Genomic DNA, 23,525 nt, shown 5'->3' on the forward strand with positions numbered 1-23,525 from the left:
CGTCTCTCAGGGCGAGCGGCTCAGGCGCGGCGAGGCCAGCGCCTGCAACTGGTCGGAGATCGCCGTCTCCACCCCCGGGAGCTGTTTGAACAACTGCGCTTTTTCAAGCGTGGCGTGCAGCTGCCGCAAATCCTTGCTGCTGGTGGTGGCCTTGATCTGGGCGATTGCCGCCGTTGTGTTGCCGCTTTTGAGCACCGCCAGCATTTTGCTGACCCATTCGCTGGCGGCTGGTCGTTTCTGGTTCATGCGGCATTTTAGGGTTGTCCCGCAAAGCCGCGGGCTTGACCTTGAGTGCACTCCATGATTTTTAATGCCTCCAAGCCCTCGCAGCCTGCCGGGCCCCACGCCCGGTGTGACGGGCATTCCAGGAGATTCCTCATGAGCGCAGCATCCATCGCCGCCACCACGGCGGCCAACAAAAAGCACATCCAGCAAGTCATGGCCGAGCTGGACAAAGGCAATGGCAAGCCCTTTATCGAAGCCATGGCCGACGATGTTTCGTGGACAATCCCGGGCGACACGCCCTGGTCGCGCACCTACGGCGGCAAGCAGGCGGTCCTGCAGGAACTGCTGCGGCCTGTGTATGCCCAATTCGCCACGCCTTACTTCAGCACCACGCGCCGTGTGATGGCGGACGGCGACATGGTCGTCATCGAATTCGACGGGCGGGTCACCACCAAGGCCGGCAAGGCCTACAACAACCGGTATTGCTATGTCTGCCGCATGGAGGGCGGGCGGATCAAGGACCTGGTGGAGTATTTCGACACCGCGCTGGTGAACTCGGCGCTCGAAGCCCCGTCCCCGGCCCATGCATCGGAACTTGCCGCCTGAGGCACAACTTCATACAGTCGGGCATGGCTGAATCCTTTTTGATCGGGCAACTCGCCGCGCGCACAGGGCGCAGCGTGCACACCATACGCTGGTACGAGGCGCAGGGCTTGATCCCCGGCGTGGCCCGCGACGGCGGGCGCCGCCGCGTCTATGGCGAGCTGCACATCAGCTGGCTGGAGCTGATGGATAGGCTGCGGCGCACCGGCATGTCGATTGCCGAAATGCGCGAGTACACCACGCTGGTCAAACAGGGCCGCAGCACCCTCGCCAAGCGGCAGGCGCTGCTGCGGGCGCACCGTGAGCAGGTCAAGGCCATGATTACCGAGTGGCAACTGGCGCTCAGGCTGCTGGACAGCAAGATCGATTTCTACGACGAATGGGTGGCCTCGGGCAAACGGCCGGTGCTGAAGGTGGTGGAGGGCTCTTCCGCGCTCGCATCCCGGCCCAAGGCAAAGCCGCGTCGGACTCTGAAGGCTTAGCCGGCGGGCGCCTCCAGCGCATCGAGCAACAGGCGCAGGCTCACCAGCGCCGCTTCGCCGCCTTCCATCTGCGCCCGCACGATGGCGCCATCCACGGCCAGCGCCGCCGCGCCGGCAATGGCTTGCTGGCGCGGGCCGGCCGGCAGCAGGCCGGCAATGGCCTGGCGCATCTCGTTTTTGTGCTTCTGCACGATCTGCGCGACGCCGGGCAGGGCGCCCGCTTCGGCCGTGGTATTGATGAAAGCGCAGCCGCGAAACTGCGGGTCGGCAAACCATTCGGCCAGCGCGGGCAGCAGCGGCGCCAGGCCGCCGCCGGCCGTTGCGCCGTGCCGCCCCAGGGCATCGACAAACCAGGCCATCCAGCGTTCATGGCGATAGTCCAGGAAGGTGCGGATCAGTTCGTCCTTGCTCGGAAAGCAGCGGTAAAAAGTGAGCTTGGCCACGCCCGACTCGGCAATGATGCGGTCTATGCCGGTGGCGCGCAGGCCGTCACGGTAGAACAGGTCGTGCGCGGTGAGCAGGATGCGCTCGCGCGGGGAAGGGGCTGAAACGTCCATGGCCCGATTGTAGACAAGTCTGTCTACTTATGCCAGAATTCCAGCAGGTAGACAGACTTGTCTACTTTTTTCTGTGACACCTCCACCCCGCCCACATTCAAAGGATCCCTCCATGGAAACCCGTCCGCCGCTCCCGCCCTTCACCCACGACACCGCCGTGCAGAAAGTCCGCGCCGCCGAAGACGGCTGGAACACGCGCGACCCGCAGCGCGTGTCGCTGGCCTATACGGCGCAAAGCCGCTGGCGCAACCGCGCCGAATTCGTCACCGGCCGCGACGACATCGTCGGGCTGCTGTCGCGCAAATGGGCGCGCGAGCTGGACTACCGCCTGATCAAGGAGCTGTGGGCCTTCGGCGGCAACCGCATCGCGGTGCGTTTTGCCTACGAGTGGCATGACGATGCCGGCAACTGGTTCCGCTCCTACGGCAATGAAAATTGGGAGTTTGACGAGATGGGCCTGATGGCGGTGCGCCACGCCAGCATCAACGACCTGCCCATCAAGGCGGCCGATCGCAAGTTTTTCTGGCCGCTGGGCCGTCGCCCGGACGACCACCCAAGCCTGAGCGACCTGGGACTGTGAGGGGTCTCGGGGAAGGGCTGTAGAATCCACGTCCCCCTGCGCACCGTTGAAGGCGCTGCGTGACCTGAATTTGCCCCCGGCCCTTGCCGGGGCGCCCCACCCGAGTGACCGCGTTTTGACTGACTCCCGCACCCCGCCGGCCGGCCCGGACCACGAATCCCTCCACGAAGACCAGCCCGTTCTCCAGGAGCCGCGGCTTTGGCGCGGCGACGGCTGGACGGCCAAGGTCATCAAGAACGAGGACGACGACGGCTGGGCCGTCGCCATGATCAAGGACGGCGAGCCCGAGCCCGCGCTGGTCGGCCCCTGGACCATGGGGCGCGACAAGAAAAATCCCAAGCCGCTGGACGGGCCCGCTTTCAGCACGCTGGTGAAAACCGCCTCGGAATTCGTGCGTAGGCACGAGCAGCAACTGCATGCCACGCTGCACCAGAGCATCACGGTGACTGCCCATGCGGTGCGTGTCACGGTGACGCTGGACATCGTTCCCGACGAGGACAATCCGCACGGCCTGCTCAGCGCCGCCGACGAGGCCGGTGAACCATTGGCGCAGGTGCGCGTGGCGCCGTCCTTCAAGCTCAGCCGCGCCAGCGCCGTGGCCTGGGCTGAAAGCGGCTTTGCCAAGCCGGCCGGCCGGTGAGCGTGCCCAAAGCCTGCGGCATAGACTTCGGCACCTCCAATTCCACGGCGGGCTGGAGCCGGCCCGGCTTGCCCGCGCTGCTGCCGCTCGAAGGCGGCAAACCGACGCTGCCTTCCGTGGTGTTTTTCCATGCCGAGGACGAGCATGTGAGCTACGGCCGCGCGGCGCTGGCCGATTACCTGGCCGGTTACGAAGGGCGCTTGATGCGCTCGCTCAAAAGCCTGCTGGGCACGGCCATGATCGACGACCACACCGAGGTCGGCGGCCGCGCGCTGCCGTTTCGGGTGCTGCTGGCGCAGTTCATCGGTGAGCTCAAGCACCGCGCCGAAAAAGCCGCCGACCAATCTTTCAGCCGGGCGGTGCTGGGCCGCCCGGTGTTCTTTGTGGACGACGACCCGCAAGCCGACAAGAAGGCCGAAAACACCCTGGCCGAGATCGCCCACGCGGTCGGCCTCAAAGACATTGCCTTCCAGTACGAGCCCATCGCGGCGGCCTTCGACTACGAGTCGCAGATCCGCCGCGAAGAGCTGGTGCTGGTGGTGGACATAGGCGGCGGTACCTCGGACTTCGCGCTGGTGCGCCTGTCGCCGGAGCGCGCGAAGAAGGCCGAGCGGCGCGGCGACATCCTGGCCAGCGGCGGCGTGCACATAGGCGGCACCGATTTCGACAAATACCTGAGCCTGGCCAGCGTCATGCCCACGCTGGGGCTGGGCAGCCGGCTGGTGAGCGGGCTGGAGGTGCCCTCGGCCCAGTACTTCAACCTCGCGACCTGGCACACCATCAACCAGGCCTACAGCAAGAAGTCCTGGACGCAGATCAGCGACATACGGCGCGGCGCGGTCGACAAGGACAAGCTGGACCGCCTGCAGAACCTGGTGCGCGAGCGCGCCGGCCACTGGCTGGCGATGCAGGTCGAGGCGGCCAAGATCACGCTGTCCGATGCGCCCGAGGCCGTCATGGACCTGGGGCGCATCGCCCCGGGCGAGACGCTCACCTTGCACCGGCCCGACTTTGACGGCGCCATCAGCGAACTTGTGGGCACGGTGTCGCGCACCGTCCTGGGCCTGCTCAAGGACGCCGGCGTCGACCCGGACGCCATAGACACCGTGTTCTTCACCGGCGGCTCCAGCGGCGTGCCCCTGCTGCGCGAGCAGATTTCCGCCTTGCTGCCGCAGGCGCGCAGCGTGGAGGGCGACCGCTTCGGCAGCATTGGCGCGGGGCTGGCGCTCGATGCGGTGCGCAAGTTCGGCTAGCGGACGGCGGCTGGAAGCTGCCGGCAACAGCCCCTGTTTCAAGCCCGTCGCGCGGCGGACCCGACTGGAGCTGCCTGGCCGGAGCTTGCCCCGTTTTCGGTTTGAGGTATAAAACAATACTTAACTATCTGTTTTCCATAAAAAGATGGTTAAGTATTGTTTTTAAATTTCTGAATAGATAAAATACTATCGTTTTTATCGAAAACGATATTTTTCTATTTATGAAAACATTGTCTGAAATGGCGATCCTCCTTGAAGCGGAGCGGCAGCGCTTGATGCTGGACTACCAGGTCCTGGCCGAAAGGACAGGCCTCACGCCCCTGGCGGTACGCAACGTGCTCCAGGGCCGCAGCGCACCGCGCATCACCACTTTGATGGCGATTGCCGACCAGTTGGGACTGGAGGTGTTGCTGCTGCCCAAAGTGGTGGCCGCCGGCCTGCACGCGCACAGTGTCCAGGAGCCCGCGCCGCCCGCCTTGTCGCGGGTGGACCGCATCGTGGCCGAGACCTCGCTGCTCGCCGCGGCCGCGGCAGGCCCAAGGAAAGCCAAAGGTCCCTGGTAATGAACGTCCTGGCGCTGGATATCTATCTAGGCTCCCTGCGCGCCGGGCTGCTGTTCCAGTACGGCACGGGCAGCACGGCGCTCACGCGTTTCATTCCCGACGAGGCCTTCTGGTCGAATCCGGCATCGCCGGTGTTCTCATGGGCTGCCACGGACGACGACGCGCAGCGCCGCGAGATTTTCTGGCGCAGCTACGTCAACACCCCGTTCTTCAATGCCGAAGGCGGGCGCCTGCCTGCCTTTTTTCAAAATCTGTTGCCCGAGGGGCCGCTGCGCCGCCACCTCGAGCAACTGCGCGGCTGCGGGCCCAACGACCATTTCGACATGCTGGCCGCCTGCGGCACCGACTTGCCGGGCAATGTTTATGCCTACCCGGCACACCTCGATGCCCAGGCGCTGGCCGGCGTGGTCACCCAGCACCATGACGCACTCGAGATGTCCGTCACCGCTGAGCCCTTGCCTGACGCAACCTCGCTGTCCGGCGTGCAGCCCAAGCTCGCGCTGGTGCAGCAGCAGGGCCGCTATGTGGCGCGCACCCGCGACGCCCAGGGCGCCCACATCATCGCCAAGCTGCCCACGGCGGAGTTCGCCCTGCTGCCCGAGGTGGAGGAACTCTCGCTGCGCCTGGCGCGGGCCGCGGGCGTGGACGTCTGCGAAGCCTGGCTGGCGCCCCTGGACGAGGTCGTGGCTGAGCAACCCTTTGTGCTTGGCGAGAGCCGGCATTTCCTGGCCGTCAAACGTTTTGACCGCGGCCCCCAGGGGCATGTCCATTGCGAGGATTTCGCGCAGATCCTGCGCATACAGCCCGAAGAAAAATACACCCACCCGGCCGCGAGTTACGCCGCCATGGCCAGGACGCTGCGCGAAGGCATGAGCCTGCCGGCCCAGGTGGGCGAGGGCGCCGCGGAAGAACTGGTACGCCGCGTCATGGTCAATGAAATGCTGGGCAACTATGACGCCCACGTCAAGAATTTCGGCGTGCTGTACCGCGACGGCCGCACGCCCGAGCTGTCGCCGGCCTACGACGTGGTCGCCTATGCGGCCTACCTGGGCGGGCGCGGCCACGCGCTGCGCTTTGTGCCCGGCGGTGAAAAGCAGGCCAGGCTCACGGCCCAGACCTTGCGCAGCTTTTGCAATGCCACCGGCATGTTCGAAACACGCGTGCGCAGCGTGCTCAATGAGGCGGTGGGCAAGGCCTGCGAGTCTTGGCCGCAGATGATTGCCGACAGCGCCCTGTTGGAGCGGCAAAAGCAGAACCTGCTCAAACACTTCGAGGCGTGCGACGCTGTGAAAAGCTGGCGGGCCCGGCGCGCGGCGGGCGCCAGGCGCAGGGTGGCGTCCGTGCCGCCATGAAACAGCGGCCTTTGCGCAGCCCGCATGACAAAATGCCCCATCGCCAACCCTTGATGCCCGGAGCTCCCGCATGAATTTCGCGCCCGACCTTGCCACGGTCACCCACGGCATCCAGCTGGCCGTGGCGCCGGTGTTTCTGCTCACCGCCGTCTCGGGCATGATCGCCGCCGTGGCCGGCCGCCTGGCGCGCATCATCGACCGCGCGCGCTTCCTGGAAAACCGGCTGGAAGCCGGCGGCGTGGAAGACACCCGCGCGCAGCGCATGTATGCCGAGCTGCGCGAACTTCGCCACCGTGGCTGGCTGGTCAACATCTGCATCGCCTTGCTGACTTTTTGCGCGATCCTGATCGGCAGCACCATCATCCTGCTGTTCCTCGGCGAAACCAGCGAGCTGCCGACGTTGCGGATTGCGACGGTGTGCTTTTTGTCGGGCGTGGTTTGTTTTTTGCTGGCCCTGGTGTGCTTTCTGGCCGAGACCTTGCTGGCGACACGATTGCTGAAATTCGCGGAGCCTTCGAGCTAGGGCCTGAATGTGAGCAAATGTAGGACGCTGCATCAGCTTGTTGCCCTACAGACGTATTCCTTTCACGGTGGCGAGAATGGGCAAAGCCCCGTCAACGGCCGCGCAAGCCTTTCGTTGAACAGTCAGGCATGCGGCCAACGCCCTGTTTGCTGCATGCCCTTATCAAAATCACCGGAGAACCATAATGAAAACCACCACGATGACACGCAGCCTTGCGCTGCTGATGGCGGCCACCCTGGCCTGTTCCACGAGTTTTGCCGAGAAGCCCGAATGGGCGGGCGGCGGCAAAAACAAGGGCAACAAGCATGAGCAGCAGGCGGAGCAGTCCGATCACGGCAACCAGGAGCCGGGCGGTAAAAAAGCCAAGAAAAACAAACAGGCCGCCGAGGTCAAGGTCGGCGGCTATTTTGTGCCGCAGCAGCGTGTGGTGGTCCAGAACTACTACGGCAAGCAGTTCAAGGCCGGCCACTGCCCCCCGGGCCTGGCGAAGAAGAACAACGGCTGCCTGCCGCCAGGCCAGGCCAAGAAATACGCCATCGGCCAGCCGCTGCCGCGCGACATCGTCTATTACCCCGTGCCCGCGGCTGTGGTGGTGCAGCTGGGTGCCCCGCCCGCCGGGCACAAGTATGTGCGGGTTGCCACCGACATTCTGTTGATTGCGGTGGGGACCAGCATGGTGGTGGACGCCATCCAGGATCTGGGTTCTATTTAAATTTGGTTTTTTTCCGGCGGTTGCTTTCTTTGCTGAGGGCGGCTGGCCGGGGGCGGCACCCGGCCAGCAGTCCTTGACAAGGGACGGAGACGAGGGAGTGGGGAGTGTGGGGGAGTGGGGGAGTTGGATGAGGGGTACGCCTCGCCGGGGCAAGACCCGGCCCGGCCAAATCTTGCCCTTACATTTAACCATCCACTCCTCAATTATTTCCAGGAACCCCCTCGATGCTGCTCGACGCCGACGACTCCCAACTGGTGCTGGTGGACTACCAGTCCCGCCTCATGCCCGCCATTTTTGAAAACAGCCTGGTGCTGGCCAATGCCGTGAAGCTGGCCCGCATGGCCAGGCTGCTGGAGGTGCCGGTCTGGGGCACGGCCGAGAACCCCGGCAGCCTGGGCCCCCTGGTGCCCGAGGTCCAGGCCGTCATTGCCGCCGCCGGCGGCCGCACGCTGGACAAGATGTCCTTCAGCGCCGTGGCCGACGGCCTGTCCGATCTGCTGCGCCCGCCGGTACGCCAGCCCAGCCAGGGCCGCAATGCCCGCAGCCTGCCCAAGCATCTGCAAAAATCCGCGCCCGAGCCGGAAGAAGGCAGAAGCACCATCGTGATCGCCGGCTGCGAAGCCCACGGCTGCCTGATGCAGACCGCGCTCGACCTGCTCGAGGAAGAGTTTGAAGTCTGGGTCGTGACCGACGCCTGCAGCTCCCGCAGCGAACGCAACCGCGATGCCGCTTTTGACCGGCTGGCTGGCAACGGCGCCGAACTGGTGACCACCGAGATGGTGGCGTTTGAGTGGCTGCGCACGGCCGAGCATGAGGTGTTCAAGGATGTGCTGGGGCTGGTGAAGTAGGGGGCATATGTTCGGCTCCTTCAAATCCCAGCCTGTGATTGATCCCCAATTTGGTGAGTTGGTGCGTTCGCGCGGATGCTGGCGCGGCACGATGGATCTTGGCTCCATCACCGGCGTTCCTCTGGCCCTGGCGGGCTCGCGCACCGCTCCCGATGCCGGGGCTCTGGCCGCCGCCCGTGATTTGAGTGCCTGCTTTCAGGACTGGCGTCCGGAGATTGAAGTCGCCTTGTTCGGGCACTACGAGCCTTATGCGGAGGCACTGGCCGCGGGCGAACTTCCCGAACCGGGCATGCTGCTTCCGGCACTGAGCCACCCCGCGGATGTCTGGCCGCATGTCTCCCTGGTGTTTGTTTCGGTCCAACCGTTGGGGAGCGTGCTTTGCGTAGAGCTCGGTTACACCACCGTCTGGGATGGTGAACACACACTGGGCGTGCGCTTCCAGCGTGGGAAATTGCTTGAGCTTTGTGGAAGCGCGCTGCCGCCTTGAGGGGCGCCCCTGCGCGGAGATCCCGCCCTGCAACTTCGCCTGAGAACCGTTGAATCTTTTTCACCGGATTGCCGCCGGGATTTGGCGGCATTAAAGTAAGCCCTCCATTTCCGCACCGACCTGCGAGGACCCCATGCCATCCACCGACGTCCTGCTGTTTGCGTTGACCTTGCTCGCGGCCCTGGGCTGCGCGCTGATTGCCGGCATCTTCCTGGCGTTTTCCAACTTTGTGATGGGGGCCCTGGCCCGGGTGGCACCGGCTTCGGGCATTGCGGCCATGCAGTCCATCAATGTGGTGGTGCTCAACCCCGGTTTCCTGGGACTCTTCATGGGTACCGCGCTGGCCTGCGCCGTGCTTCTTGTCTACGCTGTGATGCATTGGCAAGCGGCTGGCGCGCTTTGCCTGGTGGTGGGAAGCCTGTTCTATATCGTGGGCACTTTCGGCGTCACCATGGCCTTCAACGTGCCGCGCAACAACGCTTTGGCGCGGCAAGATCCCGCCAGCGCGGAGGCCGCCGGTTTCTGGCGCGGCTACGTGGCCGGCTGGACGATGTGGAACCATGTGCGTACCCTGGCGGCGGTGCTTGCCGCGGTATTGCTGGTTTATCCGCTGATCCGGTTTCCGGGCGGTGCTTAGCTCAGTATCGACCCCGTTTGCCCGTTTGCCCGTTTGCACCTGACAACCCATGGCAGCTTTAGACACCGGCCCTTTTTTTCACGGCACGAAAGCCGAACTGCAACCAGGCGAGCTACTCAGGTCAGGCTTTACTTCGAATTACGACGAAAGCGTCGTGATGAATCACATCTATTTCACCGCCATCGCCAAAGGCGCCGGGCTTGCCGCGGAAATAGCCAAAGGCAGCGGAAGGCCGCGCGTCTACGTCGTTGAGCCCATAGGGGAATTCGAGAATGATCCCAATGTCACAGACAAGAAATTCCCGGGCAACCCGACGCGCTCCTACCGAAGCAGGCTGCCTTTAAAAGTTGTGGGCGAACTCGAATCCTGGGAACTGTACGACCCGGAGTTCATTCAACAACTGAGAACCCGCGTAGAGAATGGCATGGGCAAAATCATCAATTGATGATGTAAGACGTCCAGTGAAACGAACCCCCGTGGTGGCAATGGGGCGGCCAAGCTCTCTCGGGAACCTGGCTCTTGTAAACCCGCGGACCGGCGAGGCGATCCTGCGCGGCTAGCGCCGTCTTGGGCATCGTCAGCCTCCTGAAAGCCCGTTATCCATAATTAAGAATTCAGTTTTGCCGGTTTCCCCTCGCATTGCTGGCCTTGAGACAACAAACCTCTGGAGACAACGCCGTGTTCAAGTCCCTTTTGCTCACCAAGTCCGAGGCCGGTTTTTCGGCCGCCGTGGCCGACATCGATGAGGCCCAGCTTCCCGCCGGCGACGTGCTGGTGCAGGTCGACTATTCCACCCTCAATTACAAGGACGGCCTGGCCATCACCAACAAGGGGCCGGTGGTGCGCAACTGGCCCATGGTCGCGGGCATTGACGGCGCGGGCACGGTGCTGGAGTCGACCCATGCGGACTGGAAGGCCGGCGACCGTTTTGTGCACAACGGCTGGGGCCTGGGCGAAACGCGCTGGGGCCTGATGGCCGAACGCGCGCGTCTGCAGGGCGACTGGCTGGTCAAGCTGCCGGCGGCCTTTACGCCGCGCCAGGCCATGGCGATCGGCACGGCCGGCTATACCGCCATGCTCAGCGTGCTGGCGCTTGAGCGGCACGGCGTCCAAGCCAAAGACGGCGAGGTGCTGGTCACGGGCGCGACCGGCGGCGTGGGCAGCGTGGCCGTGGCCTTGCTCGGCAAGCTGGGCTACACCGTGGTGGCCGCCACCGGCAAGGCCAGCGAAGAGGCCTATTTGAAACACCTGGGCGCCAGCAGTGTCATCGACAGGGCCGAGCTTTCGGCACCCGGCAAGCCGCTGCAAAAAGAGCGCTGGGCCGCGGTGGTCGATGCCGTGGGTTCGCACACGCTGGCCAATGCCTGTGCGCAGACACGCTACGGCGGCGTGGTCACGGCCTGCGGCCTGGCCCAGGGCGCGGATTTCCCGGCCACGGTGATGCCCTTCATCCTGCGCGGCGTGACCCTGGCCGGCATCGACAGCGTGATGGCGCCGCTGGCGCGCCGGCAACAGGCCTGGGAGCGCCTGGCGCGTGACCTCGATCCGGCCAAACTCGAGGCCATGGTCGAGGAAGTGCCGCTGGCCCGCGCCGCCGAAAAAGCCGCGGACTTGATCTCGGGCAAGGTGCGCGGCCGCATCGTCGTCAAAATCTGAGCCGGCTCAAAACTAAAAAGCAAACGGAGACAAAGAGATGACAAGCTACACAGACTTCTACCGCCAGTCCATAGACCAGCCCGAGGCCTTCTGGACCGAGCAGGCCAAGCTGATTGACTGGCACAAGCCCTTTACCCGCGTCTGCAATGACGACAAGCCGCCTTTTGTCCAGTGGTTTGAAGGCGGGCAAATCAATCTGTGCCACAACGCGGTCGACAGGCACCTCAAGGACAGGCCCGACCAGGCCGCGCTGATTTACGTCTCCAGCGAAACCGGTGTCGAAAAAACCTACAGCTTCAAGGAACTGCACGCCGAGGTACAGCGCATGGCCGCCAGCCTGCTGGCCATGGGCGTGGTCAAGGGCGACCGTGTGCTGATCTACATGCCCATGATCCCCGAGGCCGCCTTTGCCATGCTGGCCTGCGCGCGCATAGGCGCCATCCACTGCGTGGTGTTCGGCGGCTTTGCCAGCGGTTCGCTGGCTTCACGCATCGACGACGCCACGCCGCGGGTCATCATCAGCGCCGACGCCGGCTCGCGCGGCGGCAAGGTGGTGGCCTACAAGCCCCTGCTCGACGAAGCCATACGCCTGGCCGGACACCAGCCTGAGGCCGTGCTGCTGGTGAACCGCGGCCTGGCGCCCATGAACATCGTGGCCGGCCGCGACCTGCACTGGGAAACCCTGCGCGCCAAGTACATGCATGCCCAGGTGCACTGCGAGTGGCTGGATTCCAGCGCCATCAGCTACACCATTTACACCAGCGGTACCACCGGCAAGCCCAAAGGCGTGCAGCGCGACACCGGCGGTTATGCCGTGGCCTTGGCCGCCAGCATGAAGCACATCTTCGACGGCCGCGCCGGCGAAACCTATTTCTCCACCAGTGACATCGGCTGGGTCGTGGGCCACAGCTACATCGTCTACGGCCCGCTGATCGCCGGCATGGCGACCATCATGTACGAGGGCCTGCCCACGCAAGGCATGGACGGCCAGCCCAACGCCGCGATATGGTGGAGGCTGGTCGAGAAATACAAGGTCACCGGCATGTTCAGCGCGCCCACGGCGGTGCGCGTGCTCAAGAAGCAGGACCCGGGCCTGCTTAAAAAGCACGACCTCTCCAGCCTGCGCGCCTTCTACCTGGCCGGCGAGCCGCTGGACGAACCCACGGCGCGCTGGATCAGCGAGGGCCTGAACGTGCCCATCATCGACAACTACTGGCAGACCGAATCGGGCTGGCCCATCATCACCCTCGCCAATGCCGTCGAAAAAAAGCCCAGCCGCTTCGGCAGCCCCGGCGTGCCCATGTACGGCTACAAGGTCAAGATACTGCACGAATCCACCGGCGAAGAGCTCACGCAACCGAATGAGAAAGGCGTGGTCGTCATCGAAGGCCCGACGCCGCCAGGCTTTATGCAAACCATCTGGAAGGACGACGCACGCTTCGTCAACACCTACTGGAAGAGCGTGCCCGGCAAGATGGTGTATTCCACCTTTGACTGGGGCATACGCGACGAGGACGGCTACTTCTTCATCCTGGGCCGCACCGATGACGTCATCAATGTGGCCGGCCACCGCCTGGGCACGCGCGAGATCGAGGAAAGCATTTCAGGCCATGCCGGCGTCGCCGAGGTGGCGGTGATCGGCGTGGCGGACCCGCTCAAGGGCCAGGTCGCCATGGCGTTTGCTGTGCCCAAGGATTCGAGCGTGCTGATGGACACCGCGGCGGCTATGAAGCTCGAAGGCGAGATCATGAAACGCGTGGATGGCGACCTGGGCGCCGTCGCGCGGCCCGCGCGCGTGCACTTTGTGTCGGCCTTGCCCAAGACCCGCAGCGGCAAGATGCTGCGGCGTGCGATTCAGGCGGTATGCGAAGGCAGGGATGCGGGGGATTTGACGACCATGGATGACCCGGCGGCGCTGCAGCAGATTCGGGATCGGGTGGCGGGGTAGCTGGCGATCCGGCGACGGCCGGATGCTGAATTTCGCCGAAATCCGGCCTGGCTAGCGCTCAAAGTTCAGCGCAAATCAAACATCAGGTGCCGCGATGCTGGTTCGGTACATGAACGCAATACTTTAAGTATTGCGGTGCACTACCTTTGGAGGCCTGGAGACGCGAAGCGACGCTCGTGGCTACCATTTCTTCAGCAAGTAGTGCGCAAGCGCCATCGCCTTTTCTCTCCAGCGACAGATTCTTTGCAAAGGAAAGCCATGTCCATTTTTTTCTCACGAATGCTTGTTGTCGCAAGCTGCGTTTTGCCGGCATGGGCCATGATCGGCTGCGCTTCTTCCCCGCCTATGGATTCTGTTGCCACCGTCGAGGTAGCTCAAACAGTACCCCGTACTTTGACCCAACGTGAACGGGAGGCACTGGGTTCCGCTGGTGTAACACCGGACGAACTCGCTTCTGGAAGAGTCGTGCTTGTAAGTTGTGCGGTGATGACAGATGGCTGGTGGGAAAGCCTGGCGATACTGCCGCCCGATCTCCAGGTTTCAGCGGGCTCGACTCTAAGGTTGAAAGTCAATGACATGGGGAGCCATGAGATCGGCAAAGTCAACCCTGCCAATGAACGTCGCCCGGTGAACCGGGTCATTGGGCCAACCAAGCCGCCCCTGCCGTCTGGTGGCGAAGCGCGAAAGTCTGTAGGCAACAGGGACGCCATGTCAATCGAGTTGCCAGGGACGAAGGCAAGGTATCTCTACGTCCAAGGCGGCTACCAGATCAAGTGTGTTCAGTAGCTGGAATCGCCTGTAAGACTAAATTCCGCACTATGCGTGAGCTGCCAGTCTCATCTTGAGAAAACTTATCGACACTTTGTTTCAGCCAAGGGTTTCTACCCGGATACCCCTTTGTGCCCGGTCGTAGCATCAGTCGCGCAAGGCCTTCGGGTAGTAGCTGACTGACTTCTTGGGGGCCCTGCCATATTCCAAAAAAGGGGACTCCAGATGACAACCAAACTCAACGTGAACGGCAAGACCGTTTCCGTCAACGCAGAACCCGACACACCCCTCTTGTGGGTGATACGCGATGAGCTGGGCATGACCGGCACCAAGTTCGGCTGCGGCGCTGCCTTGTGCGGCGCCTGCACCGTGCATCTCAACGGCAAGCCGGTGCGCTCCTGCCAGACGCCGCTGTCGGCGGCGGCGGGGCAGAAGGTGGCCACCATTGAAAGCCTGTCGCGCAACAACACGCACCCGCTGCAGGTGGCGTGGATCAAGCATGACGTGCCGCAGTGCGGTTACTGCCAGTCGGGCCAGCTGATGAGCGCGGCGGCCCTGCTCACGGCCAACAAAAACCCCAGCGACGCCGACATCGACGCCGCGATGAGCGGCAATATCTGCCGCTGCGGCACCTACCCGCGCATCAAGGCGGCGATCAAGGATGCCGCTTCCACCCTGCGCAAAGCCTGAGGAGAACCATCATGACCACCACCTCACTGATTTCTCCGAACCGCCGCACCTTCCTCAAGACCTCGTCGGCCCTGACCGTTGCAGGCAGCGGGCTGATGCTGGGCGTTACGCTGGGCGTCCCCTCGGCCGCGCAGGCCGCGGGCACGCTTTACACCCCGAATGCCTGGGTGCACATCGCCGACGACAACACCATCACGCTGATCTCGGCGCGCTCCGAAATGGGGCAGGGCGTTTACACCTCCATGCCCATGCTGATCGCCGAAGAGCTCAATGTCGACATCCGCAAGGTCAAGGTCGCGATCGCGCCACCGGGCAAGGTCTATACCAATGCCTTGCTGGGCGCGCAGATCACCGGCGGCTCGACCTCGGTGCGCGACGGCTGGGAGAAGCTGCGCATTGCCGGCGCGCAGGTGCGCAGCATGCTGGTCTCAGCGGCGGCCGCGAAATGGAATGTGGATGCGGCCACGCTCAAGGCCGAGAACGGCATGGTCATAGGCCCGAATGGCAAGAAGGCGACCTACGGCTCGCTGGCCGAGGCGGCCTCCAAACTGCCGGTGCCCGAGAAGGTGGCGCTGAAGGACCCGAAAGATTTCACGGTCATCGGCAAGCCCACCAAGCGGCTGGACACGCCCATGAAGGTCAACGGCACGGCCGAGTTCGGCATCGATGTGAAGCTGCCCGGCATGGTGTACGCCAGCCTGCAGCAATGCCCGGTGATTGGTGGCAAGGTCACCAGCTTTGACGCCGCCAAGGCCAAGGCCATGCCCGGCGTGATTGACGTGGTGCAGATTCCCGACGGTGTGGCCGTGGTGGCCGACAGCTACTGGCATGCTTTCAAGGCGCGCCAGGCACTGACGGTGCAGTGGGACGAAGGCCCGGTCGCGGCCATCAGCCATACCAGCATGCTGGAGGGCATACGCAAGGCGGCCGACAGCGGCAAGATGATTCCCATCGTGGCGCCCAAGGGCGACACGGCGGGCGCGATGAAGGGCGCGGCCAAGACGGTCAAGGCCGAGTACGTGTCGCCGCTGCTGGCGCATGCCACGCTGGAGCCCATGAACTTCACGGCCGACTACAGGAACGGCAAGATCCTGCTGATAGGCCCGACGCAGTTCCAGCAGGGCGCCGAGGGCAGTGTGGCGGCGGCGCTGGGCATCAAGCCTGAGGACATCACGCTGAAGACGACCTTCCTGGGCGGCGGCTTCGGCCGGCGGCTGGAGCTGGACTTCATCGTGCAGGCGGCGCAGATCTCCAAGGCCGTGGGCAAGCCCGTCAAGCTGCTCTGGAGCCGCGAGGACGACACCACGCACGACTTCTACCGGCCCATGGCGGTGAATCAGCTCTCGGCCGGCCTGGGGGCCGACGGCAAGCCGGTGGCGCTCAATTTCAAGGTGACCTCGCAGTCCATCACGCAGCGTGCCTTCGGCCTGCCCAAGGACACGCTGGACCCGTTTATGGCGGAGGCCGGCGTGATGCCTTACGACATCCCGAACACGCAGTACGACCTGGTGATCCACGACAGCGGGCTGCGTGTGGGCTACTGGCGCTCGGTGAGCCATGCGCTCAATGCCTTTGCCAATGAGAGTTTTGTCGATGAAATGGCCCTGGCCGCGGGCAAGGACCCCTATGCCTACCGCATGTCTTTGCTGGAAAAGCAGCCGCGCTTTGCCAATGTGCTCAAGATGGCGGCCGACAAGTCCGGCTGGGGCACGCCGGCGCCGGCCGGCCGCAGCCGCGGCATCGCGCTGATGGAGGGCTACGACACCTACATGGCGCAGGTGGCCGAGGTGTCGGTGAAGGACAACCAGGTCACGGTGCACAAGATCACGGTGGTGGCCGACCTGGGCCGCATGGTCAACCCCGACACGGTGCAGGCGCAGATCCAGTCCAGCGTGGTCTTCGGCCTGTCGGCGGCGCTGAACAACCAGATCACGCTGGACAAGGGCCGGGTGCAGCAGACCAATTTCGGCGATTACCCGGTGCTGCGCATGAACGAGTCGCCGGTGATGGACATCACGATCGTGCCCAGCACCGAAAAGCCGGGCGGCATCGGCGAGCCGGCGACGGCACTGGTGGCGCCGGCGGTGGCCAACGCGGTGTTCGCGGCCACCGGCAAGCGGGTGCGCACGCTGCCGCTGAACGACAACCTGGCCAAGGCCTGAGGGGATTGGCCCCGGGCTCGGGCACGGATCAGCGCGGACTGCTAGCATTTGCCGCATGGACAACATAGATCTCGAAGTTCTGAAAACCTCCTCGCAGTGGCTGGCGGCGGGCCTGCGCTGCGAGCTGGTCACCGTGCTCAAGACCTGGGGCTCCAGCCCGCGGCCCGAAGGCTCCATGCTGGCGATCTGCGAGGACGGCCGGGTGGTGGGTTCGGTCTCGGGCGGCTGCATTGAAGACGACATGATTGACCGGGCGCGCCGCGAGGGCCTGGACCGCGCGCGGCCGGCCATCGTCACCTACGGCGTTTCGGCCGACGAGGCGCGCCGCTTCGGCCTGCCTTGCGGCGGCACCATCGAACTGGCGATTGAGCCGCTGTCGGCGGCCAGCCGCGTGGACGAGCTGCTGCAGCGCCTGCAGGCCGGCGAGCTGGTGGCGCGCCGGCTGGATTTGCATACCGGTGCCGTCACCCTGGGCACGGCCCAGCCCAGCCAGTCCATGCAGGTGTCGGAAGCCGCGCTGGTGACCCTGCACGGCCCGCGCTGGCGTTTGCTGATCATTGGCGCGGGACAGCTGTCGCGCTTTGTGGCACAGATCGCCCAGGGCATGGACTACGCCGTGACGGTGTGCGACCCGCGCGAGGAATACCGGGACAGCTGGCAGGTCGAAGGCGTGGAGCTGGCCACCGGCATGCCCGACGACGTGGTGCAGGCCATGAAACTGGACGCGCGCTGCGCGGTGATCGCCCTCACGCACGACCCCAAGCTGGACGACCTGGCGCTGATGGAGGCGCTGCGTTCGCCGGCTTTTTACGTGGGCGCGATCGGCTCGCGGCTCAACAACCAGCGCCGCCGCGAGCGCCTGGCCGAGCACTTCGACATGACGCAGGAAGAACTGGGCAGGCTGCACGGGCCCATAGGCCTGTACATCGGCAGCAAGACGCCGCCTGAGATCGCGATTTCCATCCTGGCCGAACTCACGGCGGTGAAGAACCAGGTGGCCTTGCCGCGCGCCGTGGGCGTCGCCGAAGCCAAGGCCCAGGCCGGCCTGGCGCCCACGGGCGAGGTGTGCGAATTGCCTGTGCCGGCCGCCAAACCCGCCGCCTAAGCCCCAAGCGCCCTAAGCGGCGACCACGTCAAAGGCCGCAGGCGGCAGCCCGGCGCGTGAGCGCTCGGCCATCACGGTCCAGGCCGATTCCCACTCCCGCACGCGTGCCGCGAGGTCAAACAGCGGCGCCGCGGCCTTGCCCGCCTGCAGGCTTTGCCGCAGCTGTTGCAGGGCCCGCGGGTCGCGCCCCAGGCGCAGGGCTTCGGCGATGTAGGCGGGCCGGCTTTGCATCACGCATTGCGGCAAACCGGCCGCGCGAATGATGCTGCCGCCCAGGCGCGAGGCCATGCTCTCGCCCGCGCAGCTCAGGGCCGGAACCCCCATGCGCAAGGCGTCTTCCAGGCCCAGGTTGGCATTGAAGCGCAAGGTGTCCAGGAACAGGTCGGCATGTTTGAGGCAGGCCAGGGACTGGGCGCGCGTGAGCCTGTGGGTAAAGATGAGGCGGCTTTCGTGCACGCCGGCGGCATTGGCCTCGCGCACCAGGTTGGCGGCGATGGCCAGGCTGTAGGCGGGCAGCCACAGCACCGCGTCGGGCAGCGAGCGCAGGATTTTCATCCAGGCGGCGAAGCTGGCCGCATCCAGCATGACCGAGGGCACGGTGGCGCACAGCACCAGGGCGTCGGCCGGCAGGCCGGCTTTTTCACGACTGTCCCAGCCTTCTTCGGGCGCCTCGCCATGGGCCGCCAGCCAGCAGGTGTGCGGCAGGCGCACGATGGCGCCGTAGGGCGCCAGGTCCAGCCCGTCGGGGTGCACAAAACGGTCGGACATGTTGTAGTCGCAGGGTCGCGGCGGGTTGTGGCGGTGCCAGGTGAGCTGGCGCAGCTGCACGGGCGCGACGCGCAGCTCGGGTATCTCGGGCCGACACCAGGCGGTGTCGAATGTCATGTCGACAAACACGTCGAGCTGGTCCAGGCGCATGCGACCGGCGGCTTCCACATCCGACATGTGGGCGATTTCGGTGACGCTGGCGGCATGCGGCTTGAGCATCTCGGCGTGCTCAAGCTCGGGGTGCCGCGTGGGCGAATAAATATGGAGCGCGAAGCGGCTGGTGTCATGCAGCGCGAGCTGGCGTTTGAGCGCGTGGGCGTGGCGTTCGTCGCGCAGGCTTTGCACCGTCATGCCGATCTGTATGCGTTCGTCGCGCCGGCCCACCGGCGCGGCGCGCCGCGCGAAGGGCGGCAGGGCCGACTTCAGGCTTTCGCTGATTTTGGCGACCGAGACGTTGCGCACCTGGGCGAGTTCGTTCTCGTCCATGTCCAGCATCAGGCCGTAGAACTGCGCGTCGCGCCAGTCGCGGTGCCGACCGGTGCGCAGGCATTCATCCAGCATCTGCCGCAAGGTGGCCGTGAGGCGTTCGTTTTCCCGCCAGTCGCAGACCGTCATGGCCTCATAGACCTGGCCGCAGTAAAGCTGCCGGGCGTCGGGGAGTTCGCCTTGCGTCAGGCGCAGCTTGTGGTCCAGGTAGGCCGGCGCGATGGCCCGGCCCAGGAAGTCGCGAAAGTAAGCCAGGGTGTCGGCGTCAAAGCGCAGGCTGGCTTCGCGGGACTTGTCGAAGTCGCCGTTGAAGGCCAGCACGGCCGCGCCGCGTATGCGTACGTCCAGGTCGTGCGGAAAGCGCAGGGCCGCCGCTTCGAGCGCGGCCAGCGCCTCGGTGTAGCGCCTGGCGCCGCACAGGTAGTCGCTCAGGTTGACGTGGTAGGGCGCATGGCCGGGATCCTGCGCCAGGCACTTGCGGGCGCAGTCGAGCGCGGCTTCCCACTGGCCCTGCGCGGCGGCCATCAGCCCGACGTTGTTGAGGGCGCGCGCATGCGAGGGGTCCAGCGCCAGCGCGCGCTGGTAAGCCATGCCGGCGCGGGCCAGGTCGCCGCAGCTTTCGGCGGCGATGGCCAGGTTGGCCGCACCGTCGGCGGTCTGCAGCAGCGAGGCCTCGACCGAGAGCAGTGCCTTGTAGGCGGCCACGGGCCGGGAGAGCGCGGACAGCAGCGTGGCGCAGGCCGAGGCGGCGTTGACGTCATCGGGGGCCAGCGCCAGGGCCTGCTCAAAAGCGATCAGGGCCTGCTCGAGCCGGCCCTGGGCATGCAACTGCGCACCGCGCTGCATCCAGCCTGGGCTGTCCTGCGGAGTGTCCGGGGGCGTGTTGTGCATAGCCCGGATTATGTGGCAGCGGCCCCTGTATCAACAGGGGATCGCAGGGATAATCGGCGCAGCATGAACGCTCCTTCCGTACAGCCCACCACCCTGCACCTGCTCGGGCGTTTCAGCGAGGCCTTTACCGGCGCGGAACGCGAGCTGCTGGACATACGGCGACTGCTGGAGGGGCGCCGGCCGGTCAAGCTTTGGTCCGACGTGCCGCCGCATCCGGTCTACGCGGGGCAGGGGATCGCGACCATACAGCCTTTTGCCCAGCAGTTTCCCCGGGGCGGCACCTTGCTGATCGCCGGTGTGCACATGCGGCCCGGCATCTGGCTCAAGTACGCCGCATTCGAAAAAATCATCCTGTTCTACAACCTGGCCAACCATGCGCAGCTGTTTGCCGCCCTGGAAGCCCTGCGCGACAGCACGGGCCTGGACCCGGAGCTGGTGTTCGTCTCCAGGATGCTGCAGCTCAGCGTGGGCCTGCCCGGCCGCATCGCGCGCAGCCTGATGGATCTGCAGCCTTTTCTCGCGGTGGCGGATGAACGTTTTGCGCATGCCGCAAAGCGGCCTTTCACGGTGGGGCGCGTCAGCCGCGATGCGCCGGACAAACACCACCCGGAAGACCCGGCGCTGTACCGCATGCTGGCCAGCCGCGGCCTGAAAGTGCGCATCATGGGCGGCAGCTGCCTGGCGGCCGCGCTGCAAGGCGTCGAGGGGGTGGAACTGCTGCCGGCCGGCGCCGAGAGCGCGGCCGATTTTTACCGCTCGCTTGACGCCTTCTTCTACCGCACGGGAGCTTCCACGGAGGCCTACGGCCGGGTGGTGGTGGAGGCCATGGCGGCCGGGCTGCCGGTGGTGGCCCATGCCCGCGGCGGTTATGCCGAAGTCATGGCGCACACGGTGTCCGGTCTGCTGGTGCAGTCCCAGGAGGAGGCCTATGACGCGGTGATGCGGCTGGCAGGCGACGCCGGGCTGTGCCGGCAAATGGGCGAGGCGGGCAGGGCACAGGCGCTGGCCGTGCATGGCCCTGAGGCCACGCGGCGCGAGATGGCTTTTTACCTGGAGCCTGGCGCGGCTTCTTGAGGTGGCGGTTTAAGGCGCCTGGAAGATGGCCGAGCCCGAATAAGAGCCCGCCGGCGAGATCGCGCCGGTGTAGATCAGGCCGGCACGGTTGGCGTTCGGGCCGGTGAACATGCCCTTGACGGCGCCGCTGCCGCTGGAAAAACTGGAGCTCGAGAAGTAAACGAAGTTTTCCACCACGTTGCCGAAGGAGGTGTTGATGTTCACGCTGAGCATGGGGCCTCCGGGCTGGACCGGGTCGAAATTGACCGAGAAGGTTGCACTGTTGAGCGTCCCGCTGGTGCCGGTGTAGGTCGTCGGTGCCGAGCCGCCGATCAGGGTGTAGCTGGAAATGCCCACGGTGGTGGGCAGGACCGGCGTGGCCTGGCCGACGATGTAGTGCAACTGGGCCAGGTTGGTGGAACCGTTCTTGGTCGCGGTAGCCCAGTTCCCCCATCCGATGAAGTCGTTGGTGGCCATGGAGCCGAAGGAGCCGGCCGCGGTGTTGACGGTGGGTTTGAAGACGTTGCCCGAGGACTCGAACTCGCTGACCTTGCCGGTGTTCATCACGACGGAGGCGGAGGCCACCGGGCCGGTGAAGCTGCCGTTGGGGTCGGAGGTGACCGGTGGAATGTGGTAATGGGCGACCGCCGTCAGGTTGGTGAAGGTGCCGGTGTTGGGATCGGCCACGGGTGTGGACGCAGGCGGTTTTTCGACGATGGCGGCCCCGCCGTCGCTGTTGACCTTGTCGCCCACGGTGACCGGGTCGCGCTCGGGCGCGGGCGTGGGAACATTGGCCCGTACGTTGGTGCGTACGGGCGCGTCGGTGTTGTTGATCACCCGCACCGATTCGCCGGCCGTCAGGCCCACGCAGCCGCCGGCATTGCAGACCTCGATGGCGTCCAGCTCGGTCGTCACCCCCAGCGAACCGTCGGGGTTGTAGCCCACATTGAAGCCGGAGCCGCGTATGCCTATGGTGGCCGTGGTGGTGGTGACCTTGTAGTTTTCACGGTTGCGCTTGCCGATCAGGCCGGTGATGGCCCGCATGCTGCCGCGCAGCAGGTCGACCAGGAAACGGTCTTCCTTGGGATCGGCCTTGTCGACATAGTTGGCCACCTTGAATTCGGTGTTGGGCTGCAGGGATACCAGGCCGCCGTCGGTGAAGCGCACTTGCGCGCGCCCGCTGGCGCCGGTCAATATGGCCTGGCCGCTCTCGATGTCCTTGCCCTTGACCAATGCCGTGGTGCCGCCGTCCGCGCGGCGCACATTGACATCGCCGGCGATGAACTGGGCCACGCCCGCGGAAGGCGCTGCCAAAGCCTGCAGCGGGTAAATGGCGGCCAGCGCCATGGCCAGGGCGGTGTGTTGGAGCTTGATGTGCGGGGTCATGGTGGTTTCTCCGGGTATTTTTTAAGCGGTGCGCACTGGGCTATTGGGCTGATGTGACGAGCTAAGGGTGGTCCTGCTCAGAGGGGTGGTCTCACGACCAGGTTGGTCTGCTGGAAAACGGCAGCGCCCGAGACCTGGCCGGTACTGGGGCCTGTGCCGGTCACCGATGGCGCGCTGTAGACCAGAGCGGCGCGGCTGGCATTGTTGCCGGTGAAAAAGCCGGTGACATTGGTGCCCGAGGTGTTGGTGATTTTGGAGTTGTTGATGTCGACGTTGCTGCTGATGCCGTAGTCGTTGCCGCCGAAGCGTGTGGTGAGGTCCAGGCTGCCATAGCCCTGGCCTGGGCTGTAGGCACCGAAGTTGGCGACCAGCGAACCGCCGACAAGCTGGCCCGCGCCCAGCAGGCTGGAGAAAGCGGTGCCGCCGGCCAGCTGGTAGGTGCCCTGCATGTTGTCGGCCGGCATCTGGGCCGTCGGCGTCGGCCGGCCCATCACAAAGTGAACCGATTCAATCGCGGTGGTCGAGCCCGCCACGATTTTTTGTCCCGTCACCCAGCTGCCCCAGCCAACGAAGTCGGGATCGGACGGTACGCCCAGCGCGCCCTTTTCCATGGTGGTGAGGCCGGGCGTGCTGCGGAACTGGGTGAGGACGTTGCGGCTGTCCAGGCTGTCGAAGTCGATCGGCTTGCCGCTCAGGAAGCTGGTCAGCACGGCGGTGCCGGCCTCGGGGTAGTAGCTTTCAACCACCGAGCTGGACGCGGCGGGGTCGGTGAACGCGACAGCGGCGGCGAGGTCGGTGAACACCTGCTTGACAGGCGCCGGCGCGGCCGCTGGGACGATGGCGGGCTTGCCGTCCGACGTTGTCTGGTTGCCCGCCACGACCACCTCCTGGGTGGGCGGAGGCGTCGGCACATTGGCCCGCACATTGGTGCGAACCGGCGCTTCGGAACTGTTGATGACCCGCACCGACTCCCCGGCCGTCAGGCCCACGCAGCCGCCGGCATTGCAGACCTCGATGGCGTCCAGCTCCGTCGTGATGCCCAGCGAGCCGTCGGGGTTGTAGCCCACGCTGAAGCCGGAGCCGCGTATGCCTATGGTGGCCGTGGTGGTGGTGACCTTGTAGTTCTCGCGGTTGCGCTTGCCGATCAGGC

Annotated in this window: 24 protein-coding genes and 1 pseudogene; 20 read left to right on the forward strand and 5 right to left on the reverse strand. The window is 65.3% G+C overall.

The window, feature by feature from the left end; translation table 11 throughout:
• Positions 1-6 precede the first annotated feature (6 nt).
• Positions 7-246: a hypothetical protein gene (locus tag PMI15_RS08660; protein ID WP_007866853.1), complete on the reverse strand. Its 240-nt coding sequence runs from the start codon at positions 244-246 to the stop codon at positions 7-9.
• Between the two features lie 132 nt (positions 247-378).
• Here PMI15_RS08660 and PMI15_RS08665 point away from each other — a divergent pair, with 132 nt between their 5' ends.
• Both PMI15_RS08665 and PMI15_RS08670 read left to right on the forward strand, forming a co-directional pair.
• Positions 379-831, forward strand: coding sequence for a nuclear transport factor 2 family protein (locus tag PMI15_RS08665; RefSeq protein ID WP_007866855.1), 453 nt, complete (start codon positions 379-381; stop codon positions 829-831).
• Between the two features lie 23 nt (positions 832-854).
• Complete coding sequence (locus PMI15_RS08670; protein WP_007866858.1) at positions 855-1,310, forward strand: MerR family transcriptional regulator; 456 nt, start codon at positions 855-857, stop codon at positions 1,308-1,310.
• Here PMI15_RS08670 and PMI15_RS08675 read toward each other — a convergent pair.
• Positions 1,307-1,867: a TetR/AcrR family transcriptional regulator gene (locus tag PMI15_RS08675; protein ID WP_007866862.1), complete on the reverse strand. Its 561-nt coding sequence runs from the start codon at positions 1,865-1,867 to the stop codon at positions 1,307-1,309. The genes PMI15_RS08670 and PMI15_RS08675 overlap by 4 nt on opposite strands.
• 112 nt (positions 1,868-1,979) lie before the next feature.
• Here PMI15_RS08675 and PMI15_RS08680 point away from each other — a divergent pair, with 112 nt between their 5' ends.
• The 17 genes from PMI15_RS08680 (at position 1,980) to PMI15_RS08760 (ending at position 17,791) form a co-directional block, all read left to right on the forward strand.
• Positions 1,980-2,447, forward strand: coding sequence for a DUF1348 family protein (locus PMI15_RS08680; protein ID WP_007866866.1), 468 nt, complete (start codon positions 1,980-1,982; stop codon positions 2,445-2,447).
• Positions 2,448-2,562: 115 nt separating this feature from the next.
• Positions 2,563-3,087 (forward strand): hypothetical protein, encoded by a 525-nt coding sequence (locus tag PMI15_RS08685; protein WP_007866870.1) that lies wholly within the window; start codon positions 2,563-2,565, stop codon positions 3,085-3,087.
• Between the two features lie 2 nt (positions 3,088-3,089).
• Positions 3,090-4,340 (forward strand): Hsp70 family protein, encoded by a 1,251-nt coding sequence (locus PMI15_RS08690; protein ID WP_086003825.1) that lies wholly within the window; start codon positions 3,090-3,092, stop codon positions 4,338-4,340.
• Between the two features lie 239 nt (positions 4,341-4,579).
• Positions 4,580-4,903, forward strand: a complete 324-nt coding sequence (locus PMI15_RS08695; RefSeq protein WP_238541091.1) for a helix-turn-helix transcriptional regulator — start codon at positions 4,580-4,582, stop codon at positions 4,901-4,903.
• The gene (locus tag PMI15_RS08700) at positions 4,903-6,255 is read left to right on the forward strand and encodes a type II toxin-antitoxin system HipA family toxin (protein ID WP_007866879.1); all 1,353 of its coding nucleotides are present in this window, start codon (positions 4,903-4,905) and stop codon (positions 6,253-6,255) included. Before PMI15_RS08695 ends, PMI15_RS08700 begins: the two co-directional genes overlap by 1 nt.
• Before the next feature lie 70 nt (positions 6,256-6,325).
• Complete coding sequence (locus tag PMI15_RS08705) at positions 6,326-6,778, forward strand: DUF2721 domain-containing protein (RefSeq protein ID WP_007866882.1); 453 nt, start codon at positions 6,326-6,328, stop codon at positions 6,776-6,778.
• Between the two features lie 184 nt (positions 6,779-6,962).
• A complete protein-coding gene (locus tag PMI15_RS08710) occupies positions 6,963-7,490 on the forward strand; it encodes a hypothetical protein (protein ID WP_007866885.1) in 528 nt (175 codons plus the stop codon).
• Positions 7,491-7,714: 224 nt separating this feature from the next.
• Positions 7,715-8,338: an isochorismatase family protein gene (locus PMI15_RS08715; RefSeq protein WP_007866887.1), complete on the forward strand. Its 624-nt coding sequence runs from the start codon at positions 7,715-7,717 to the stop codon at positions 8,336-8,338.
• A gap of 7 nt (positions 8,339-8,345) precedes the next feature.
• On the forward strand, positions 8,346-8,825 hold the full coding sequence (locus PMI15_RS08720; protein WP_007866890.1) for a hypothetical protein: 480 nt from the start codon (positions 8,346-8,348) through the stop codon (positions 8,823-8,825).
• 133 nt (positions 8,826-8,958) lie between these two features.
• The gene (locus tag PMI15_RS08725; RefSeq protein WP_007866892.1) at positions 8,959-9,462 is read left to right on the forward strand and encodes a DUF1772 domain-containing protein; all 504 of its coding nucleotides are present in this window, start codon (positions 8,959-8,961) and stop codon (positions 9,460-9,462) included.
• A 49-nt stretch (positions 9,463-9,511) separates the two neighbouring features.
• A complete protein-coding gene (arr, locus tag PMI15_RS08730; RefSeq protein WP_007866893.1) occupies positions 9,512-9,907 on the forward strand; it encodes an NAD(+)--rifampin ADP-ribosyltransferase in 396 nt (131 codons plus the stop codon).
• A 233-nt stretch (positions 9,908-10,140) separates the two neighbouring features.
• Positions 10,141-11,118, forward strand: coding sequence for an MDR family oxidoreductase (locus PMI15_RS08735; RefSeq protein ID WP_007866895.1), 978 nt, complete (start codon positions 10,141-10,143; stop codon positions 11,116-11,118).
• Positions 11,119-11,155: 37 nt separating this feature from the next.
• Complete coding sequence (locus tag PMI15_RS08740; RefSeq protein ID WP_007866896.1) at positions 11,156-13,066, forward strand: propionate--CoA ligase; 1,911 nt, start codon at positions 11,156-11,158, stop codon at positions 13,064-13,066.
• 258 nt (positions 13,067-13,324) lie between these two features.
• Positions 13,325-13,852 (forward strand): hypothetical protein, encoded by a 528-nt coding sequence (locus PMI15_RS24710; RefSeq protein WP_157214574.1) that lies wholly within the window; start codon positions 13,325-13,327, stop codon positions 13,850-13,852.
• A 207-nt stretch (positions 13,853-14,059) separates the two neighbouring features.
• The gene (locus tag PMI15_RS08750) at positions 14,060-14,524 is read left to right on the forward strand and encodes a (2Fe-2S)-binding protein (protein ID WP_007866897.1); all 465 of its coding nucleotides are present in this window, start codon (positions 14,060-14,062) and stop codon (positions 14,522-14,524) included.
• Positions 14,525-14,535: 11 nt separating this feature from the next.
• Complete coding sequence (locus tag PMI15_RS08755) at positions 14,536-16,686, forward strand: xanthine dehydrogenase family protein molybdopterin-binding subunit (protein ID WP_007866898.1); 2,151 nt, start codon at positions 14,536-14,538, stop codon at positions 16,684-16,686.
• A 55-nt stretch (positions 16,687-16,741) separates the two neighbouring features.
• Positions 16,742-17,791: an XdhC family protein gene (locus tag PMI15_RS08760; protein ID WP_007866899.1), complete on the forward strand. Its 1,050-nt coding sequence runs from the start codon at positions 16,742-16,744 to the stop codon at positions 17,789-17,791.
• Positions 17,792-17,803: 12 nt separating this feature from the next.
• On the opposite strand, the gene PMI15_RS08765 is transcribed toward PMI15_RS08760, so the two are convergent.
• Positions 17,804-19,936 carry a tetratricopeptide repeat protein gene (locus tag PMI15_RS08765; protein WP_007866901.1) on the reverse strand — a complete coding sequence of 711 codons (2,133 nt, stop codon included), beginning with the start codon at positions 19,934-19,936 and terminating at the stop codon, positions 17,804-17,806.
• A gap of 63 nt (positions 19,937-19,999) precedes the next feature.
• Here PMI15_RS08765 and PMI15_RS24715 point away from each other — a divergent pair, with 63 nt between their 5' ends.
• Entirely contained in the window at positions 20,000-21,010 is a 1,011-nt protein-coding gene (locus tag PMI15_RS24715) for a glycosyltransferase (RefSeq protein WP_007866902.1), read from the forward strand.
• Between the two features lie 9 nt (positions 21,011-21,019).
• Here PMI15_RS24715 and PMI15_RS24000 read toward each other — a convergent pair whose 3' ends face one another.
• Together PMI15_RS24000 and PMI15_RS24005 are read right to left on the reverse strand one after the other, a co-directional pair.
• Positions 21,020-22,375 carry a FecR domain-containing protein gene (locus PMI15_RS24000; RefSeq protein WP_007866903.1) on the reverse strand — a complete coding sequence of 452 codons (1,356 nt, stop codon included), beginning with the start codon at positions 22,373-22,375 and terminating at the stop codon, positions 21,020-21,022.
• Between the two features lie 77 nt (positions 22,376-22,452).
• Positions 22,453-23,525: pseudogene (locus tag PMI15_RS24005) on the reverse strand (hypothetical protein); the annotation flags it as partial.

It is taken from the genome of Polaromonas sp. CF318 (assembly GCF_000282655.1).
In the GTDB taxonomy this organism is placed as follows: Bacteria; Pseudomonadota; Gammaproteobacteria; order Burkholderiales; family Burkholderiaceae_C; genus Polaromonas.